At 47.1% G+C, this 18,450-nt stretch carries 18 protein-coding genes; 1 reads left to right on the top strand and 17 read right to left on the bottom strand.

Translation table 11 applies throughout. The features are described from left to right. Nucleotides 1–59 precede the first annotated feature (59 nt). Together guaA and guaB are read right to left on the bottom strand one after the other, a co-directional pair. Entirely contained in the window at nucleotides 60–1,613 is a 1,554-nt protein-coding gene (gene guaA / locus OCV50_RS03060) for a glutamine-hydrolyzing GMP synthase (protein WP_032551338.1), read from the bottom strand. 197 nt (nucleotides 1,614–1,810) lie between these two features. Beyond that, nucleotides 1,811–3,274 (bottom strand): IMP dehydrogenase, encoded by a 1,464-nt coding sequence (guaB, locus tag OCV50_RS03055; RefSeq protein ID WP_239842357.1) that lies wholly within the window; start codon nucleotides 3,272–3,274, stop codon nucleotides 1,811–1,813. A gap of 238 nt (nucleotides 3,275–3,512) precedes the next feature. On the opposite strand from guaB, the gene xseA reads away from it, so the two are divergent. Continuing rightward, complete coding sequence (gene xseA, locus OCV50_RS03050; protein WP_261903674.1) at nucleotides 3,513–4,853, top strand: exodeoxyribonuclease VII large subunit; 1,341 nt, start codon at nucleotides 3,513–3,515, stop codon at nucleotides 4,851–4,853. An 84-nt stretch (nucleotides 4,854–4,937) separates the two neighbouring features. On the opposite strand, the gene ureG is transcribed toward xseA, so the two are convergent. From ureG to OCV50_RS02975, 15 genes are all read right to left on the bottom strand, one after another. Further along, the gene (gene ureG, locus OCV50_RS03045) at nucleotides 4,938–5,576 is read right to left on the bottom strand and encodes an urease accessory protein UreG (protein ID WP_008222792.1); all 639 of its coding nucleotides are present in this window, start codon (nucleotides 5,574–5,576) and stop codon (nucleotides 4,938–4,940) included. A 38-nt stretch (nucleotides 5,577–5,614) separates the two neighbouring features. Beyond that, nucleotides 5,615–6,295, bottom strand: coding sequence for an urease accessory protein UreF (locus OCV50_RS03040; protein WP_261903673.1), 681 nt, complete (start codon nucleotides 6,293–6,295; stop codon nucleotides 5,615–5,617). A gap of 21 nt (nucleotides 6,296–6,316) precedes the next feature. After that, the gene (locus OCV50_RS03035; RefSeq protein WP_261903672.1) at nucleotides 6,317–6,901 is read right to left on the bottom strand and encodes a HupE/UreJ family protein; all 585 of its coding nucleotides are present in this window, start codon (nucleotides 6,899–6,901) and stop codon (nucleotides 6,317–6,319) included. A 72-nt stretch (nucleotides 6,902–6,973) separates the two neighbouring features. Further along, nucleotides 6,974–7,426: an urease accessory protein UreE gene (ureE, locus tag OCV50_RS03030; RefSeq protein WP_261903671.1), complete on the bottom strand. Its 453-nt coding sequence runs from the start codon at nucleotides 7,424–7,426 to the stop codon at nucleotides 6,974–6,976. A gap of 89 nt (nucleotides 7,427–7,515) precedes the next feature. Continuing rightward, nucleotides 7,516–9,219 (bottom strand): urease subunit alpha, encoded by a 1,704-nt coding sequence (ureC, locus tag OCV50_RS03025; RefSeq protein WP_261903670.1) that lies wholly within the window; start codon nucleotides 9,217–9,219, stop codon nucleotides 7,516–7,518. A 39-nt stretch (nucleotides 9,220–9,258) separates the two neighbouring features. After that, entirely contained in the window at nucleotides 9,259–9,594 is a 336-nt protein-coding gene (locus OCV50_RS03020) for an urease subunit beta (protein WP_261903669.1), read from the bottom strand. A gap of 10 nt (nucleotides 9,595–9,604) precedes the next feature. Beyond that, nucleotides 9,605–9,907, bottom strand: coding sequence for an urease subunit gamma (ureA, locus tag OCV50_RS03015; RefSeq protein ID WP_261903668.1), 303 nt, complete (start codon nucleotides 9,905–9,907; stop codon nucleotides 9,605–9,607). A 129-nt stretch (nucleotides 9,908–10,036) separates the two neighbouring features. Then, nucleotides 10,037–10,966 (bottom strand): urease accessory protein UreD, encoded by a 930-nt coding sequence (locus OCV50_RS03010; protein WP_261903667.1) that lies wholly within the window; start codon nucleotides 10,964–10,966, stop codon nucleotides 10,037–10,039. Next, nucleotides 10,963–11,658 (bottom strand): urea ABC transporter ATP-binding subunit UrtE, encoded by a 696-nt coding sequence (gene urtE / locus OCV50_RS03005; protein ID WP_261903666.1) that lies wholly within the window; start codon nucleotides 11,656–11,658, stop codon nucleotides 10,963–10,965. The genes OCV50_RS03010 and urtE overlap by 4 nt, the downstream gene beginning before the upstream one ends. Nucleotide 11,659: 1 nt before the next feature. After that, nucleotides 11,660–12,502 carry an urea ABC transporter ATP-binding protein UrtD gene (urtD, locus tag OCV50_RS03000; RefSeq protein ID WP_032551327.1) on the bottom strand — a complete coding sequence of 281 codons (843 nt, stop codon included), beginning with the start codon at nucleotides 12,500–12,502 and terminating at the stop codon, nucleotides 11,660–11,662. Then, complete coding sequence (urtC, locus tag OCV50_RS02995; RefSeq protein ID WP_261903665.1) at nucleotides 12,499–13,722, bottom strand: urea ABC transporter permease subunit UrtC; 1,224 nt, start codon at nucleotides 13,720–13,722, stop codon at nucleotides 12,499–12,501. The genes urtD and urtC overlap by 4 nt, the downstream gene beginning before the upstream one ends. Before the next feature lie 10 nt (nucleotides 13,723–13,732). Beyond that, entirely contained in the window at nucleotides 13,733–15,361 is a 1,629-nt protein-coding gene (gene urtB, locus OCV50_RS02990; protein WP_261903664.1) for an urea ABC transporter permease subunit UrtB, read from the bottom strand. A gap of 194 nt (nucleotides 15,362–15,555) precedes the next feature. Next, the gene (gene urtA / locus OCV50_RS02985; RefSeq protein ID WP_261903663.1) at nucleotides 15,556–16,842 is read right to left on the bottom strand and encodes an urea ABC transporter substrate-binding protein; all 1,287 of its coding nucleotides are present in this window, start codon (nucleotides 16,840–16,842) and stop codon (nucleotides 15,556–15,558) included. A 310-nt stretch (nucleotides 16,843–17,152) separates the two neighbouring features. Next, complete coding sequence (locus tag OCV50_RS02980; protein ID WP_261903662.1) at nucleotides 17,153–17,380, bottom strand: zinc ribbon domain-containing protein; 228 nt, start codon at nucleotides 17,378–17,380, stop codon at nucleotides 17,153–17,155. Between the two features lie 39 nt (nucleotides 17,381–17,419). Further along, complete coding sequence (locus OCV50_RS02975; RefSeq protein WP_239842342.1) at nucleotides 17,420–18,418, bottom strand: sensor domain-containing diguanylate cyclase; 999 nt, start codon at nucleotides 18,416–18,418, stop codon at nucleotides 17,420–17,422. Nucleotides 18,419–18,450 lie beyond the last annotated feature (32 nt).

Raw genomic sequence — 18,450 nt, 5'->3', positions numbered from 1 at the left:
TTGTTCGAGGCTTCTAGAATCTAAGACAAATTTGTCTCGATTACATCAACAGATAGAGATTATTCCCACTCGATTGTTGCTGGTGGCTTACCAGAGATGTCGTAAACAACACGTGAAATGCCGTCAACTTCGTTGATAATACGGTTAGAAACCTTACCTAGGAAGTCGTATGGTAGGTGTGCCCAGTGAGCAGTCATGAAGTCGATTGTTTCTACAGCACGTAGAGACACAACCCAATCGTACTTACGGCCATCGCCCATTACACCAACAGAGCGTACTGGTAGGAATACCGTGAACGCTTGAGATACTTTGTGGTATAGGTCAGCAGCGTGAAGCTCTTCAATGAAGATGGCATCAGCGCGACGCAGTAGATCACAGTACTCTTTCTTGATTTCGCCAAGAACACGAACACCTAGACCTGGACCTGGGAATGGGTGGCGGTAAAGCATGTTGTATGGAAGACCAAGCTCTAGACCGATCTTACGTACTTCATCTTTAAACAACTCACGTAGAGGCTCAACAAGACCCATTTCCATATCGTCTGGAAGGCCACCAACGTTGTGGTGAGACTTGATTACGTGCGCTTTACCCGTTTTAGATGCTGCAGACTCGATTACGTCTGGGTAGATAGTACCCTGAGCTAGCCACTTAGCATTCTTCAGTTTCTTAGACTCTTCGTCGAAGATATCTACGAATACGTGACCGATGATCTTACGCTTAGCTTCAGGGTCGTTCTCGCCTTTAAGCGCTTCTAGGAAACGGTCTTCAGCGTTAACGTGGATGATGTTTAAACCAAACTTGTTGCCGAACATATCCATAACTTGCTCAGCTTCGTTCAGACGAAGTAGGCCGTTATCTACGAATACACACGTTAGTTTGTCGCCGATTGCACGGTGAGCAAGCATCGCAACTACTGATGAATCAACACCACCAGATAGACCAAGGATAACCTCATCGTCACCGACTTGTTCTTTAATACGTGCAACTGCATCTTCAATGATTGAAGCAGAAGTCCAAAGGCCTTCACAACCACATACATTAAGAACGAAGTTTTCTAGCATTTTCATGCCGTTCTTAGTGTGCGTTACTTCTGGGTGGAATTGAACGCCGTAGTATTTCTTCTCTTCGTTCGCCATTGCTGCGTAAGGACAAGTGTCTGTTTCACCTGTTTTAACGAAGTCCGCTGGGATTTCTACTACTTTGTCACCGTGGCTCATCCAAACATCTTGAGATGCTTCTAGATCAGCAAACAGTGCAGATTCACCTGTTACTTGTACTGCTGCGTAGCCGAACTCGCGCTCAGTAGACGTTGCTACCTTACCGCCAAGTTGCTCAGCCATAGTTTGCATGCCGTAGCAGATACCGAATACAGGAACACCTGAATCAAATACATATTGAGGTGCACGTGGAGAGTTCTCTTCCGTTACACTTTCAGGGCCACCAGAAAGGATGATGCCGTCTGGGTTGAATTCACGAATATCCGCTTCTTCTACGTCCCAGCTCCAAAGTTCACAGTAAACACCGATTTCACGAATACGACGCGCAACTAGCTGCGTGTATTGAGAGCCGAAATCTAGAATTAGAATACGTTGGTCATGAATATTTTTAGTCATTGTAAGCAGTCTTATTGGCTATGTGATGAAACGGAGGCGAGTTTACTCACCTCTCATTAACTCTTCAAGAAATAAAGCAAACGTTTTCGTCAATTTTCTCTTACTCAATGTTTGATCACTATATAGATAGAAAAAACAGAGCTAGATAAAACAGTGTGCCCTTAATGGACACACTATGAAAACGTTAAAGGAGGCGATTAACCTAGACGGTAGTTCGGCGCTTCTTTAGTAATTTGAACGTCGTGTACGTGAGACTCTTTCATGCCTGCACCAGAGATACGAACAAACTCTGCTTTAGTGCGCATATCTTCTACTGTTGCTGAACCTGTTAGGCCCATGCTTGAGCGAAGACCACCCATTTGTTGGTGAACGATCTCTTTTAGGCGACCTTTATATGCGATACGACCTTCGATACCCTCTGGTACCAGCTTGTCTGCAGCGTTGTCAGACTGGAAGTAACGGTCTGAAGAACCTTGAGACATTGCGCCAAGAGAACCCATACCACGGTAAGACTTGTAAGAACGACCGTTGTAAAGGATAACCTCACCCGGTGCTTCTTCTGTACCCGCAAACATTGAACCAACCATCACACAAGATGCGCCAGCTACGATTGCTTTACAGATGTCACCAGAGAAACGGATACCGCCATCAGCGATTACTGGAATGCCGTATTCGTTTGCAACTTCAGCTGCGTCTGCGATTGCAGTAACTTGAGGAACACCAACACCAGTAACGATACGAGTTGTACAGATAGAACCAGGGCCGATACCTACTTTAACTGCGCTAACACCCGCTTCGATAAGAGCACGAGCACCAGCACCCGTTGCTACGTTACCGCCAATGATATCTAGATCTGGGTAAGCAGCGCGAGTTTCGCGGATACGGTTTAGGACACCTTCAGAGTGACCGTGAGAAGAGTCGATTAGTAGAACATCTACGCCAGCTTCAACAAGAGCAGCAACACGCTCTTCGTTACCAGCACCAGCGCCAACAGCGGCACCAACACGTAGACTGCCGCGCTCATCTTTACATGCGTTTGGCTTACGTTCTGCTTTGTGGAAATCTTTTGCTGTGATCATACCGGTTAGTTGGAACTCGTCGTTCACAACCAGTACTTTCTCAACGCGTGCTTCGTGCATTTTCTCTTGCACTTCTTCACGCGTTGCACCTTCTTTAACTGAAGCTAGACGCGACTTAGGCGTCATCACTACGTCTACTTTCTTAGACAAGTCTGTTACGAAGCGAACGTCACGACCAGTAATGATACCAACCAGTTCGTTTGTCTCTGTTACTACTGGGAAACCAGCAAAACCGTGCTTCTCAGTTAGAGCAACAACATCAGCGATTGTTGCATCAGGGCTTACTGTTACAGGCTTAGATACAACACCTGCTTCGTAAATTTTAACCTGACGAACCATCTCTGCTTGTTGTTCGATAGACATATTCTTGTGGATAAAGCCAATGCCACCTTCTTGCGCGAGTGCGATAGCTAGACGAGCTTCCGTCACGGTATCCATCGACGCAGAAATCATAGGGATGTTCAGTGAAATGTTTTTAGTCAACTGAGTGCGAAGATCAGCTGTGTTTGGGAGAACAGTGGAGTGTGCTGGCACAAGTAGTACGTCATCGAATGTCAGCGCTTCTTTGGCAATTCTTAGCATTTGCAATATCTCACAATTGAGGAGTAGAAAGAAAAATCCGACTTCATCGTTTCGCATAATGAAGTGCTTTGGATTAGATATTGCGGAGGGATTATACGCACGGGGAAATCGCTTGGCTACACATTTTTGTATTTTTAATTTGCATTTACCCCCTTGATATGTATTATATTGCCGCTATCTTCCATACTCACGCCCTGTGAGATTCGTCCGAAAGACCGTTCTTAAAGATAGCGCCTCTATGACCAATCCAAACATCTTTACTGTTTCTCGCCTCAATTCAGAGGTTCGTCTTTTACTAGAAAACGAAATGGGAATAGTCTGGCTCGTTGGCGAAATTTCAAACTTCTCTGCACCTGTATCTGGCCATTGGTATCTCACGCTGAAAGATTCTCGTGCACAAGTGAAATGTGCCATGTTCCGCGGCAATAACCGCCGAGTCACTTTTAAGCCTCAGAACGGTAACCAAGTCTTAGTTAAGGCACGACTATCTCTCTATGAGCCACGCGGTGACTATCAGCTGATCATTGAGAGCATGCAACCTGAGGGCGATGGTCGACTTCAACAAGAGTTCGAAAAACTCAAGATGAACCTTGCTGCGGAAGGTCTGTTTGCTCAATCCAACAAACAACCTCTACCAGAACACCCGAAACGCGTTGGTGTTGTCACCTCCAAAACTGGCGCCGCACTCTACGATATCTTAGACGTACTTAAACGCCGTGACCCTTCCTTGCCTGTAGTGGTTTACCCAACCATGGTTCAAGGCGAAGAGGCGGCGATTCAAATTGCTCAAGCGATTGGCCGAGCTAACGAACGCAATGAGTGTGATGTGCTGATTGTGGGTCGTGGCGGCGGTTCATTGGAAGACTTATGGTGTTTCAACAATGAGATCGTTGCTCGCACCATTGCTGCAAGCCAGATTCCAATCATCAGCGCCGTCGGCCACGAAGTCGATGTGACTATCGCTGATTTCGTTGCCGATATGCGTGCCCCGACTCCATCAGCTGCAGCTGAGATTGTTAGTCGCGATAACAGTCATAAAGAGCAGGCTTTTGCTGCCAAGCGCGCACGATTAGTCAGCGCTATTCGCCATGTGTTGATCAAACAAGCGCAATCGACTCAAGCATTGAAACACCGCTTAGAAAGACAGCACCCTAGCTACCAGCTGCAAAAACAGAGCCAGCAACTTGATGATCTCGACATGCGTCTGCGTCGCGGTATGGCGCAATATTTAAAGCAGCATCAGCAACGTGTCGAGAGAAAACACCACCAGCTGCAGCTCCACTCTCCAGTTAAACGCTTGGGTGAACAGAAGCTGCATCTGCAACGCTCAGAGCAAAAGCTCTTGGATGCGATGGACAAAACCTTGCTGACGACTCGCCATCAATTAGCTATGGCTGCGGAAAAGCTAGAGACAGTGAGTCCACTAGCGACGCTAAAACGTGGCTACAGCATCACTCATTCAGCGTCTCATCAAACAGTGTCTTCGGTTGAAGATGTAAAAGTCGGCGAAGTGATCAAAACCCAAGTTGAAGACGGCGTGATTGAATCGCAGGTCACTCAGAAAATAGCGAAAGCATAAACGACCAAACCGTATTAAATGAGAAAGCCCTATCAGATTTGATAGGGCTTTTGCTTATGGGGGATTATCAAGAGCTGCGAATGACTAGCTTGTCTTCTCTGGCTCTTTGAGCGTAAGCATTCCTTCGGTCACAATAAAATCGATGATGGTGTCTAGCCCTTTGCTCTCTTTAAGATTGGTAAACACAAACGGCTTGGTTGGACGCATGCGCTGGGTATCTTGCTCCATCACTTCTAGCGACGCGCCTACATACGGTGCCAAATCAATCTTGTTAATCACTAACAAATCCGAGCGAGTAATACCCGGGCCACCTTTACGTGGGATCTTCTCCCCTTCCGCTACATCAATTACGTAGATAGTCAGGTCAGCAAGCTCAGGACTGAACGTCGCACTCAAGTTATCGCCACCACTCTCAACGAATACTACATCTAGGTTTTTGTGCAGCTTGGCCAGCTCTTCAACGGCCGCGAGGTTCATTGACGCATCTTCACGAATCGCTGTGTGCGGGCAACCGCCCGTTTCCACACCGATAATACGGTCAGGTTCTAAAGCTTCAGCTCGAGTTAGGATCTTTGCATCTTCTTGAGTGTAGATGTCATTGGTCACGACCGCGATATTGAGCTTGTCGCGAATCGCCTTACACAGCACCTCAAGCAGTGCGGTTTTACCAGAGCCTACCGGCCCGCCAATACCAATTCGAAGCGGTTGCTTATAACTTTCCATAGTCTTATTCCTTATATTCTTCCCACTACATCGCTGTGTTATGAACGAAATAGTCTTGTGTATTGTGTTTCATGCAGTGAGCTGGCAATCGAGAGCGATGGAGTGAAACTGCCAATCATCCACTCTTCAATTTTTCGCGCCTGATTGATCACGGCTGGAAATCGCTCGGTGACATTAAGTAGTGCAAGCTGACCATCAGTTTGTCCAAGTGGTACCAACTTTACGCCAGCGGTGACTAGATTCTCTAACCAGCTCCACAGATAGCCTTGCTTTAAATCCTCTAAACTGATTTTCCAATGCCTCGCCGCTATACAGAACCCTAGCAATTGATTCGGGTGCGATTGGATTGAGTCCACTACAGAAACATCAATCTCCAATCGCTTGAGCAGAGTAAACAGAGCCAAACCACGTTGTTTCTCCTCCGCGCGCAGTTCGCTGGTTTCACGGCTTGCGTACAAGAAATCACACCAGTACTCGATCTGATCGAGCTCGCCTTGTTCTAGTGCCAAATAGAGTCGATCAATAATTGGCAGCTCTAGGGTGGCGACACTTGAGTTCGCCATGTAATTCAGCCACTGCTCCATCGTATCGCGGTTGGTCACCCACCCCGCTTCCACAGCATATTCGAGCCCTTGTGAGTAGGTAAAACCACCGATTGGCAATGAAGGGCTAATCAATTGAAATAGGCGATAGCTCGCGACATTCGCTGTTGCTTGCATGCTTATCTCCCTAGAGGCAATTTATGCCGCCATTAAAAACAGCACACTTAGCGAAGCCACACCCAGTGATACCCACTTTGAATACAATGCCTTACCAGCTACGTAGCCAATGCCCATCAACCCTAAAGCACTTACACCCATGCCCGCTGCAAACTGAGCAAGACCAGACGCAGCCTCAACTCCGTGGGCGTAACCATGGAAGAATAGGAAACCGATTGAAACCGCCAGTACGCTGTTGACCTTGGTTGTTGAAGGCGAAAACACATGCCATAGACATAGGCTTACAACGAACAGAGAAGCGATGATTGCAGGCTCAACCACGACCGAGAAGCCCATTGCTTGGCCGACTAATAGACCGGCCATAAGAGAGACAAGACCTCCACCTACAAAAGCCGATTTAATCTTGTTTGAATAAGAAAGCGCGCCAATCAACATACCAAATGCCACCAACATAATAAGGTGATCGACACCAGTAACGGGGTGCGTTAAACCAGAGATGAGTGAATGAGAGCCGTGATCATGCCCTGAGTGAGCGAAAGCCAGCGTCGGCATTGTTAGCGAAGCGATTGTTAATGTCGTTAAGCCTGTAGCGTATTTAAAGTTCATCGCGAAATCCTTGCGTTATTGTTATTTATATCGTTGTTGTATCTATAAATGGATGAGTCACAAATAACTCAATTAATGATGATGGTGATGACCGCCAGAGCGACCACCATAAGCCCCACCTTCTGGTTCAAAAGGTTGTTTTTCTGTCGTCACAGAAGCACCTAACCCTTCAACCATTTCGTCCAAAACATGGTCGTGTTGATAACGCACCCAACCCGCTTCTACCTGCAACGGAACATGTCGGTTACCTAGGTGATATGCTACACGCGTCAGCAGGTGCGCATCGTCGCAATACACGGTAGAGACGGTTTCAGGTGCCGCTTTCACTTCAACGGTTAAACCGCACTCACTGGTAAGTTGTTCTCCACCACGCAAAATATGACCGCGTGGCAAAAACAGCCCTGCATCTCGACCGTCATCCAATGTCACTTTAAGACGGCTTTTGATGCGGCTATCGATCGGTAGGCTCAAAAAGCCATCTGGAGCCGTGTTCAACTCGGCTTGAATTCGAGTAAGTTCAATCATGCTATTACCTCAATCTCCTTGTGAGATTTATAACGTTCAAAATAAGAGCCCTCTGCCAAAGACTTAAAATAAGAGCCTTCAGCTGGCAGCTAAAACAAAAAGTATCGCTGAGCCATTGGTAGTTCTTTGGCGGGTTCACACTCAAGCAATTCACCATCAGCACGTACCTGATAGGTTTGAGAATCGACTTCGATCTTTGGCATCCAATCGTTGAGCTTCATGTCAGCCTTGCTGATATTTCGACAGTTGCTCACTACGCCAATCAAACTCTTTAATCCCAACTGCTTATCGATGTTTTGTGCCTTGGCTTCCTTAGAAACAAACAGCATTGATGTGTTCTGACTTGCCTTACCATAGCTACCAAACATAGAGCGGTAGTGAACAGGCTGAGGAGTTGGAATGGATGCATTCGGGTCACCCATTGGTGCCATCGCTATCATGCCGCCTTTCAGAATCACACTAGGCTTCACACCGAAGAAGGCTGGTTTCCAAAGCACTAAATCTGCTAACTTGCCTTCTTCAATTGAGCCGATCTCATGAGCCATGCCGTGCGTGATCGCAGGGTTAATGGTGTACTTAGCGACATAACGTCTTAAACGGAAGTTATCGCTGTAGTCAGAATCTTCTTTTAAGCTGCCACGTTGCACTTTCATCTTGTGCGCGGTTTGCCATGTTCGAGTGACAACTTCACCTACACGCCCCATGGCTTGCGAATCCGAAGCGATCATCGAAAAGGCACCTAAGTCATGCAAAATGTCTTCTGCGGCAATGGTTTCTCGGCGGATACGCGACTCTGCGAACGCGACATCTTCAGCAATCGACGGTGACAAATGGTGACACACCATCAACATATCCAAGTGCTCATCCACCGTATTGACGGTGTAAGGTCGGGTTGGGTTGGTTGATGAAGGCAAAACGTTCGGCTCACCAGCTGCTCGGATAATATCGGGGGCATGACCGCCGCCAGCACCCTCAGTGTGGTAGGTATGGATCACGCGATCCCCGATAGCGCCGAGTGTCGATTCAACAAAGCCTGACTCATTCAACGTGTCGGTGTGAATCGCAACTTGTACGTCCATCTCATCGGCGACACTCAAGCAAGTATCGATTGAAGCAGGTGTTGTTCCCCAATCCTCATGCAACTTCAAGCCAACAGCACCGGCTGCTACTTGCTCACGCAATGCTTCAGGTTGACTCGCATTACCCTTGCCGAGCAAACCAAAGTTCATTGGAAATTGGTCAAGCGATTCCAACATACGGTGCATGTTCCATGGACCCGGTGTACATGTCGTCGCATTGGTGCCTGTATTTGGTCCGGTGCCACCGCCAATCATGGTTGTCACACCTGACGCCAATGCCTCTTCAATCTGTTGCGGGCAGATGAAGTGAATGTGTGAGTCAATACCACCAGCAGTAAGAATCGAACCTTCACCGGCTAAGATTTCAGTGCCCGGGCCAATCACAATATCAACGCCCGGTTGCACGTCTGGGTTGCCCGCTTTGCCTAACGCCTGCACTCGACCATCTTTGATTGCGACGTCGGCTTTTACGATGCCCCAATAATCCAACACAATCGCGTTGGTAATCACCAAGTCAGGTGTTTCGGCACTTGGGCGTTGGCTTTGCCCCTGTCCATCACGGATCACTTTACCGCCGCCGAACTTTACTTCATCACCATATACGGTGTAATCCTTCTCTACTTCTAGCCACAAATCGGTGTCCGCAAGACGCACTCGGTCACCGACTGTTGGGCCAAACATTTCGGCGTATGCCTGTTTGGATATCGTCGCCATCATCAATCCTTTGTTATTTTGTCGCTTTGACCTATGGGGTTAGAGCTTACCCATTACTTTTCCTTGGAATCCGTATACTTCCCTTGCTCCTGCGTAACTCACCAACTCTACAGTGCGAGATTGACCAGGTTCAAAACGGGTTGCGGTGCCTGCTGGGATATTGAGTCGAAAGCCTTTCGTCGCTTCTCGATCAAAGATCAACGAAGGATTTGCTTCATAGAAGTGGTAATGAGATCCAATTTGAACCGGACGGTCACCGATGTTATTGACCTTAACTGAGGCGGTATCACGCCCTTCATTCAAGGTTATGGTGCCGGGTGCTGTCTCTATTTCTCCGGGAACAAATCCGCTGTAGTTGGAATTGGAACTGGCCATTAGACTCTCCTTACACAATCGGTTCGTGAACGGTCACCAACTTGGTGCCATCAGGAAAGGTAGCCTCAACCTGCACATCGGGGATCATAGATGGGATACCATCCATCACATCATCGATGGTTAGAAGTGTGCGTCCAAAATCCATGAGCTCGGAGACGGTTTTTCCTTCTCTCGCGCCTTCTAGAATCGCACTGCTGATCAGCGCAATAGATTCTGGGTAATTCAGTTTTAAGCCTTTGTCTTTTCTCTGCTGCGCGAGCATTCCTGCACAGAAGATAAGGAGCTTGTCTTTTTCTCTTGGTGTTAATTCCATTTATTTGCCCACTGTTCGTCTAGATACTTAGCTCAATTTTCCTGATGAACTAAGCCAATGTTCCATACAGCAAGCGAAAAAAGTACCGAGGGCTGGAAGTCTACCCTCGGTACAAAAATGGGCAGGTCGCTACGTCGCCCAAATCCTTGGTAAATCAGGAGTAGAGCCACCGAGATGTGAACGCGTTGCTTGCCATATCTGTCCAAAGGCTTGGAGTATGTCTTCACTCCAATGACCTAAAGCTCGGATCACAATCAACCCTTCAATTTGCGTCGCACCCATAATTAATGAGCACTTACTCGATGAATCAAACTGAACAGGTTGCAGTGAAGCTTGCTGTGTAATAGATAAGAGCAAGCTCTGTACCAACTCTAAATCTTGTGGTTCATCTGCGGCAATATAGAAGGTTCCCATCATGGGATAGTTTAATAATCCCATATTTATCATTAACTTATCACCACCATGAAAGTTAAACCCTTCGGTAAGCAATTTCTTGTTATCTAAATAGATTTCGGTTTTTCCAACTAGGTGCCCTTGCTCAAATCCCTCATTTTGTGCAGGCCGACCAAAACAGTGCATCTCCCAACCCCAAAACTGTGCACCTTTTTCAAGGTAGATTTCGGTGTCCAAACGAACGTGCGCATCTGGAAAAAAGATATTCTCTTGTGGCATCCATTCTAGGCGTGCATCTTTAGCGACGTGCAACATCTGTTTCTGTTTCGCATACTTGGCATTAGAGCGATAGAACTTGGTGGCGCCCGGTGTGGTGATCAGGGTATGTGCGCCACTTTCTACCGAGATATCAATATCTAAAGTATCACCTCCTACAACACCACCTGGCGGGTGTAGCAGGTAGCTATGACATGTTTTACCATCGGGATACAAAGGCCGTTGCACCGCAAGCGGCCCCAATTGATATCGGTGCTTGAGTACTGTTTTGTCTCCACGGTTTGCAAAAGTAAGATTCAGCTTGGCTTGCCAACCATCTCTGACATCCTCTTCTATCGCCATCCCAAGTGGCTGCGCGTCTTCCAAGATTGCATTAAGTACATCGCTCATACCGTGAGATACTCCTTTATCAACTTTTCATCGAGCGCTTCCATGTCACCTTCAGCTACGTGACGGCCGCGGTCGAGAATACAAAAACGATCGCCAACCTTACGAGCAAACGGCAACTTCTGCTCAACCAACAATACCGTTAACCCCATCTGCTCATTGAGCATACGAATGATGTCGCCAATCTCCTGCACGATATTGGGCTGGATCCCCTCCGTTGGCTCATCCAGAATCAGCAATTTAGGATTGACCACCAATGCTCTACCAATGGCGAGCTGTTGTTGTTGTCCTCCAGACAAATCTCCGCCACGGCGATGCAACATCTCTTTCAATACTGGAAACAATTCAAAGATAAATTCTGGGATGGTGCGATCGCCCTTTTCGCGAATGGGTAATCCAACCTCTAAATTTTCTTGGACAGTAAGCATGGGAAAGATCTGACGCCCTTGCGGTACATAGCCGATGCCTTGTCTTGGTCGCTCTTCCGCATCGGACTTCAACAGCGATTGTCCAGAGAGCGAGATGTCGCCACTTTCAACTTTGACTAACCCCATAATGCACTGCAATAAGGTCGTTTTTCCGACGCCGTTTCGTCCCATGAGCACCGTACATTTGCCTTCTGGAATATGCATATCAAGATCCCACAAGGTGTGGCTTTCACCGTAATACTGGTTGACTGATTTCACTTGTAACATCTTATTCTCCCAGATAAACCTGTTTCACTTGTGGATGTGCTTGCACCTGATCCATGGTGCCTTCGGCAAGCACGTGACCTTGATGTAGCACGGTGACATGGCTCGCGATAGAGCGAACAAAATCCATATCGTGCTCGACTACCACTACTGAATGCTTGCCCGCGAGAGAGTTAAGTAGCTCTGAGGTTCTGTCCATCTCTTGGTGAGTCATACCTGCGACGGGTTCATCCACCAGCAGCAGTTTCGGGTTTTGCATCAACAGCATGCCGATTTCCAACCACTGCTTCTGACCATGAGATAAGTTACCTGCTAGGTTGGTCGCTTCTTCATGTAGGTGGATCAGCTCAAGCACAGAGAGCAGCTTGTCTTTTTGCTCACCGTTCATCACTGCAGTAAAAGTTCCCCACACTGAGCGCACGCCTGACATCGCCAACTCTAAGTTCTGCCATACGGTGAGACATTCAATCACCGTTGGCTTTTGGAACTTGCGCCCAATCCCCGCATTGGCAATCTCGGCTTCATTCATCTTCAAAAGATTGATGTTAGAGCCAAGCCACACCTCGCCAGTATCGGGTTTGGTTTTACCGGTGATGATGTCCATCATGGTGGTTTTGCCTGCTCCGTTGGGGCCAATGATGCAGCGCAGCTCTCCTTCTTTGATATACAGATTCAAATCGTTGATCGCTTTAAAACCATCGAAGCTCTTATTCACTCCTTCCACGTACAGCAAAATGTTATGACGAGTATCAATCGCAGGGTGCACATCCGGTTTGAGGTAATCAAATACCTGATCGCGGCGCGTCAGTGCACTCACCGAATCTTTTAGAGAGTTCAATGTACTCATGCTGTCACCTCCTGTGGCTTAACTGATGCTTCATCCGCACTGGTGAAACGAGGGTTTGATGGGGTATTGTTCGATGAGTCGCTATCAGAAGAATCAGACTTTGACGAGCTGGATCTCTTACGCAATTGTTGCCATTTATCACTCACGAAGCCGATCACGCCTTGCGGTAAATACATGGTCGATAACACAAATAGACCACCTAAAGCGAATAGCCACACTTCTGGAAATTCAACCGTAAACCAGCTCTTGGCATAGTTGATAATGAGCGCACCGACAATCGCACCAAACAGAGTGGCACGGCCACCTAAAGCAACCCATACCACCACTTCAATCGAGTTAAGTGGCGCAAATTCACCTGGGTTAATGATCCCCACTTGTGGTACATACAAAGCACCTGCGATACCCGCTATCACTGCCGATAGAACAAACACCCACAACTTAATGCCATCAACGTCGTAACCCATGAAGCGAGTACGCGACTCTGTATCTCGAATCGCCAATGCCACACGACCTAAACGGCTGGTGACCACCATGCGACACACCACATAACTGACGATTAACGCCAAGCCAGTACAAACAAACAGGCCGATTTTGGTCGCATCACTTTGTAAGCTATAACCGATAATGTCTTTGAAGTCCGTGAGACCATTGTTACCGCCAAAGCCCATCTCATTACGGAAAAATGCCAGCATCAACGCATAGGTCAGCGCTTGTGTCATGATCGAGAGATAAACCCCAGACACTCGCGAGCGAAATGCTAGGTAACCAAACAGGTAAGCCAACGCGCCCGGTACCAACACAACCATCAGGCATGCAAACCAGAACTGATCAAAGCCATTCCAAAACCAAGGCAATGCCGACCAATCAAGAAACACCATAAAGTCTGGAAGAATTGGATCACCATAGACTCCTCGGTCGCCAATTTGGCGCATCAGATACATCCCCATCGCATAGCCACCCAACGCAAAAAATGCACCATGTCCGAGACTGAGGATACCCAAATAGCCCCAGACCAGATCCAGTGCCAAAGCTAACATTGCATAGCTGAGGTACTTACCCATCAAAGAGATAGTAAAGGTCTCGACATGAAGTGGGTGTCCACTTGGCAGCAGCGTATTGGCCATCGGCACCAATACCACCGCAGCAAGAAGAACGAGTATGGTCAACTGACCGCCCTTATCACCTCTCAAGGCTGAGAGAACAAAAGATTTCGACTGCATAACGCTCTCCTTAACCTTCAGCCGCACGCCCACGCTGAGGGAATAGCCCGCGAGGTCGTTTTTGAATGAATAGAATGATGAAAACCAGAACGAGAATTTTCGCTAGCACTGCGCCTGCCCAAGGTTCGAGTATCTTGTTAAACAGACCCAAACTTAAGCCAGCCACCAAAGTGCCCCATAGGTTACCAACACCGCCAAACACCACCACCATGAATGAATCGATGATGTACGCTTGCCCCATGTTCGGGCCGACATTGGTCAACTGAGAGAGAGCAACTCCCGCAACGCCCGCAACACCTGAACCTAAGCCGAAGGTCATGGCGTCTACACGCTCAGAACGAATCCCCATGGCGCGAGCCATTGCACGGTTTTGAGAGACGGCACGAACTTGTAACCCCAGTGGCGTTTTCTTGAGAACCATAAGCAGTCCCATAAACACCAATGCGCAGAACAAAATGATGTAAAGTCGGTTATAGGTCAGTGACAACATAGGATTGAGCTCAAGCGCACCAGCCATCCATTCAGGAGTGCTTACTGAACGGTTAAGCGGAGAGAAAATACTGCGAACCGCTTGTTGCAAAATCAAGCTGATACCAAAAGTCGCGAGTAGCGTTTCGAGTGGGCGACCATAAAGGTGACGAATGACAGAACGCTCGATAAGAATGCCTACTAACCCAGAAACAATGAAGGCAACGGGAATCGATAATAACAACGCTGTGCCGATGTGGTTTGGCATCATAAGTTGCAGTACATAGGTAGTATAAGCGCCTATCATGATAAGCTCGCCGTGAGCCATATTAATCACGCCCATTACGCCAAACGTAATCGCAAGACCTATGCCCGCCAGTACTAAGACTGAGCCTAGGCTCAAACCAAAGAAAACCGTCTCAACACCCGAGTAGAAGGCTTGGCTCTGCTGATATTGGTCTAGGGAACGATTGGCCGCTTCGATAATGGCAGGATCGTTTTCTTTAGAAAGAAGAGAGTTGAGAGTTTTGAGCACTGCGGATTGTTTGAAATCACCGAGCACTTCAATTGCTTCAATACGAGACGCTACGCTACCTTGAGTATTTAAAGATGTGTGAACTGCCAACAGCAATGCCATCAAATCCGCGACATCACCATCCGGTTCATTCGGCAACATTTGCTCAATGCGCTCGATAATCGCTATGTCTTTGCTACCAAGCAGGTTATTGACCGATTGATAGCGAACCTTTGCATCGTCACTGTTCAGCCCCATTGACGCAATTTCAATCCGTAAGATTCCACGCAGTTTGTTGTTTACACGTACTTTCTTGAATTGCTTGCTCGACTCAATCGCCAGAGTTTCGTAATTCCAAGCCGACTGAGCCTGTGCTGCCGTTTTAATACCTTGAATCACATACAGCTGTTGATAGTGCTCGCTCTTTCTATCACTCACATAGTAGAGCGTGCCGTTAAGCCAACTGGTCAAGAGCGGTTTTGCCACGCCTTCCGGTTGCGAAGCAATGAGCCAGTCGATAGCTGACTCTTTCTCTGACGTTTTTTTACCAACTAGCGCCTTGGTAAAGTTTGCGTTATCGGACACATCAGCCCACGCAAACTGAGCACTGACGACTATAAGCAGCAGTGCCTTAAACACGTTTAATACGTTTTTCATTTATTGTTCCTTAATCCGCCAAGCTCTGTTTTTTGCCGCACTCTTTTATTTGTATCAAGAGATCATCAAGCGGCCTGTTATTGTTTTGGCTTGGGCAGCCATGTGGTCTATACGCACCGAAAAAGCGCTCTTGGCGTTGTTGACTGAAAGTACTAAGTGACTGAGAGTGCCAAGAGCGCATGGTTTAGGTTTAATTAATTGCTACCTGAACACTTCTTCGTTTCTACGTTGAATGCACCGCATGAGAATGGTTTCGACCAGCTAGAGTAAAGCTTGGCTGATTCCGGTAAGTAGCTTGACCACGCATCACCCGCCACAAGGCCTGTGGTTTCCCACACCACCTCGAATTGGCCATCATCTTGGATCTCGCCGATCAATACAGGTTTAGTAATATGGTGGTTAGGCAGCATGGTTGAGTAACCGCCCGAAAGGTTAGGTACAGAAACACCAATCAGTGCATCTTGTACGGCTTCTGCATCCGTGGTGCCCGCGTTCGTTACCGCTTGAGCCCACATGTTGAAGCCAACGTAGTGCGCTTCCATTGGATCATTAGTCACGCGTTTTTCGTTCTTGATGAAGTTTTGCCATGTCTCAACAAACTCTTCATTCGCTTCAGTATCAACGCTCATGAAGTAGTTCCAAGCCGCAAGATGACCAACCAATGGCTCAGTATCCATACCCGATAGCTCTTCTTCACCGACAGAGAAGGCAATCACAGGAATGTCTTCAGATGAAATGCCTTGTGCACCCAGTTCTTTATAAAACGGAACGTTCGCATCGCCGTTAACTGTTGAGACTACTGCTGTCTTTTTACCTGCATCGCCAAACTTCTTAATGTCGGAAACAATAGATTGCCAATCAGAGTGACCAAATGGCGTGTAGTTGATCATGATGTCTTCTTGCGCGACACCTTTCTCTTTTAGGTAGGCTTCAAGGATCTTGTTGGTTGTGCGCGGATAAACGTAATCTGTACCAGCAAGAACCCAACGCTCAACTTCGAGTTCTTCCATCAAGTAATCGACTGCAGGAATCGCCTGTTGGTTTGGCGCAGCGCCAGTATAGAAAACGTTTTTCGAAGACTCTTCACCTTCGTATTGAACTGGGTAGAAGAGAATACTGTTGAGCTCTTCAAAAACAGGCAACATGGATTTACGGGAAACCGATGTCCAACCACCGAACACCACATCAACCTGCTCTTTTTCGATCAGCTCACGGGCTTTTTCAGCAAACAATGGCCAGTTTGATGCGGGATCTACGACGACAGGTTCAAGCTTTTTGCCCAGTAGACCACCTTTTTTGTTCTGCTCTTCTATTAGCATCAGAACCGTGTCTTTGAGTGTGGTTTCACTAATTGCCATCGTGCCCGACAACGAATGCAAGACACCAACCTTAATGGTCTCTTCCGCAGCAAGAACGCTCGCAGAAGAGAAAGAGAGGGATGTACATAGTGCAGCTAACGATAATTTGAACACCTTGTTCATAGTTGTTACTCCATAATTGTTTTTTATTATCCAATTACAGAATTACAAGAAGAGTGCCAAGCTGCCGACAAAATCAAATTTAACTTAATTCATTGATTTTATGTCATTTAATTTCGTTAAAAACAAATATGGTGCAATATGCACGATAGGAGCTGATTCATGATGGTGCAGCAGTCTTAGGAATGAACCAATATGAAACATGAGGAAAATATAAAGCCCAGCTCATTGAGAACTGGGCTTAAATTTTGAAGGTATTCTAAGGCGAGGCAAAGAGCAGTCAGCTTATATCGCGCTTAAGTACTTATCGCGGTTAAGTACAGGGCTTAAACTCAAACGTCACTCTCGACTTAGACTTGAGTTCATTGCACTTATCGTTACAGAAGTAACTGGCTGCACCACACGCCTGAAGCTTCTCGAGCTGACTTTGGCAATCTGGGCAGTAACCAACTTTAGTGAAATGCATAGCACAAGTTTCGCAGTGGTATTGCCCATCCCAACCTAATTCAGACTGACACTGAGGGCAGATATTTTCGCTCATATCGGATTCCTAAATCATCAACTAGGGCTAACTCTACGCTTAGTGTACTTTTGATTGCTTGATTTGGTACATGTTCTTGTCTGCTTCCGCAATCAATCCACCTAAGCCATTGGGATTTTTTTCAAACGCCATCCCAACACTGACAGAAAACTGAGTTCCATCAATGTACAACGCATCTTGCAGCGTTCTGTTGAGTACTCGATATGTGCTGGAGAAGGTCTCTTCAGAGTTAAAGCAGGAGAACACCACAAACTCATCTCCACCATAACGCCCTACTTTGGCGCAGGCTGTCGTCGCATCGTCGAGAACCTTGGCGACTCTCTGAAGGATTTCATCACCAAAGCGATGCCCGTAGGTGTCATTGATCGATTTAAACTTATCGACATCGACAAACATACACCCCATGATCTTTTCACCAAAACAGCGCTTTTTCAGAACCTTCTTAGCTTCACAAAGCAGTGCTCGACGATTCAGACAACGCGTTAAGGAATCACGAGTCGCGTAATATTGAAGTTGATCCTCTAGCTCATATTTCTCGAGGGCAACTGAATAGAGGGATGCCAACAGCTCCAGTATTTCAACTTCAAACTCATGAGGCTCTGAAGGAAATTGGCTGTAAATAGCAAAAGTACCAAGGACATGATCATTGGATGAGAGAATAGGAACCGACCAACAAGCATGAAGATTGGCTTGTTGCGTCAACGGTAAGAAAGCAGCCCAATTAGGATGCTGGTTGATATCCGAAACAATAACGGCTTGTTTGAGGGCCGCTGACTCCCCACACGAACCAATACCCTCACCGATCTCGACTCCCTCAATTTTCTCATTGTAAAACTGAGGAAGGTTGGGCGCGTATTCTAAGTGTAAGGTCTGTTTCTCAGTGTTCAGTAGTAATATCGACGCCATACGCTCGCCGAAAAGATGCTCAGTGAGCTGAACGATCTTCTCATTCAGCTCTTTACGCTCCATTCCGAGTGCAAGCTTACGTAGTAAGCTATTTACTGAGCGGTGAGCTTCCAATAAAAATTCTTTTTCCATTCACAACAACTTTATCAAGTGTATTGATAGCA

Source organism: Vibrio fortis (assembly GCF_024347475.1).
In the GTDB taxonomy this organism is placed as follows: Bacteria; Pseudomonadota; Gammaproteobacteria; order Enterobacterales; family Vibrionaceae; genus Vibrio; species Vibrio fortis.
Note: the sequence above shows the minus strand (reverse complement) of the source record. Positions and strands in the feature narration are given on the sequence as shown.

What these genes read in the sequence shown, in the direction of transcription:
- OCV50_RS03020 (WP_261903669.1), bottom strand. Translation starts at nt 9,594, where the DNA reads ATGGCCAGTTCCAATTCCAACTACAGCGGATTTGTTCCCGGAGAAATA.
- urtD (WP_032551327.1), bottom strand. Translation starts at nt 12,502, where the DNA reads ATGAGTACATTGAACTCTCTAAAAGATTCGGTGAGTGCACTGACGCGC.
- urtB (WP_261903664.1), bottom strand. Translation starts at nt 15,361, where the DNA reads ATGAAAAACGTATTAAACGTGTTTAAGGCACTGCTGCTTATAGTCGTC.
- ureG (WP_008222792.1), bottom strand. Translation starts at nt 5,576, where the DNA reads ATGGAAAGTTATAAGCAACCGCTTCGAATTGGTATTGGCGGGCCGGTA.
- OCV50_RS03040 (WP_261903673.1), bottom strand. Translation starts at nt 6,295, where the DNA reads ATGCAAGCAACAGCGAATGTCGCGAGCTATCGCCTATTTCAATTGATT.
- guaB (WP_239842357.1), bottom strand. Translation starts at nt 3,274, where the DNA reads ATGCTAAGAATTGCCAAAGAAGCGCTGACATTCGATGACGTACTACTT.
- urtC (WP_261903665.1), bottom strand. Translation starts at nt 13,722, where the DNA reads ATGCAGTCGAAATCTTTTGTTCTCTCAGCCTTGAGAGGTGATAAGGGC.
- ureE (WP_261903671.1), bottom strand. Translation starts at nt 7,426, where the DNA reads ATGATTGAACTTACTCGAATTCAAGCCGAGTTGAACACGGCTCCAGAT.
- OCV50_RS02980 (WP_261903662.1), bottom strand. Translation starts at nt 17,380, where the DNA reads ATGAGCGAAAATATCTGCCCTCAGTGTCAGTCTGAATTAGGTTGGGAT.
- ureC (WP_261903670.1), bottom strand. Translation starts at nt 9,219, where the DNA reads ATGGCGACGATATCCAAACAGGCATACGCCGAAATGTTTGGCCCAACA.
- OCV50_RS02975 (WP_239842342.1), bottom strand. Translation starts at nt 18,418, where the DNA reads ATGGAAAAAGAATTTTTATTGGAAGCTCACCGCTCAGTAAATAGCTTA.
- urtA (WP_261903663.1), bottom strand. Translation starts at nt 16,842, where the DNA reads ATGAACAAGGTGTTCAAATTATCGTTAGCTGCACTATGTACATCCCTC.
- urtE (WP_261903666.1), bottom strand. Translation starts at nt 11,658, where the DNA reads ATGTTACAAGTGAAATCAGTCAACCAGTATTACGGTGAAAGCCACACC.
- OCV50_RS03010 (WP_261903667.1), bottom strand. Translation starts at nt 10,966, where the DNA reads ATGAGCGATGTACTTAATGCAATCTTGGAAGACGCGCAGCCACTTGGG.
- ureA (WP_261903668.1), bottom strand. Translation starts at nt 9,907, where the DNA reads ATGGAATTAACACCAAGAGAAAAAGACAAGCTCCTTATCTTCTGTGCA.
- xseA (WP_261903674.1), top strand. Translation starts at nt 3,513, where the DNA reads ATGACCAATCCAAACATCTTTACTGTTTCTCGCCTCAATTCAGAGGTT.
- guaA (WP_032551338.1), bottom strand. Translation starts at nt 1,613, where the DNA reads ATGACTAAAAATATTCATGACCAACGTATTCTAATTCTAGATTTCGGC.
- OCV50_RS03035 (WP_261903672.1), bottom strand. Translation starts at nt 6,901, where the DNA reads ATGAACTTTAAATACGCTACAGGCTTAACGACATTAACAATCGCTTCG.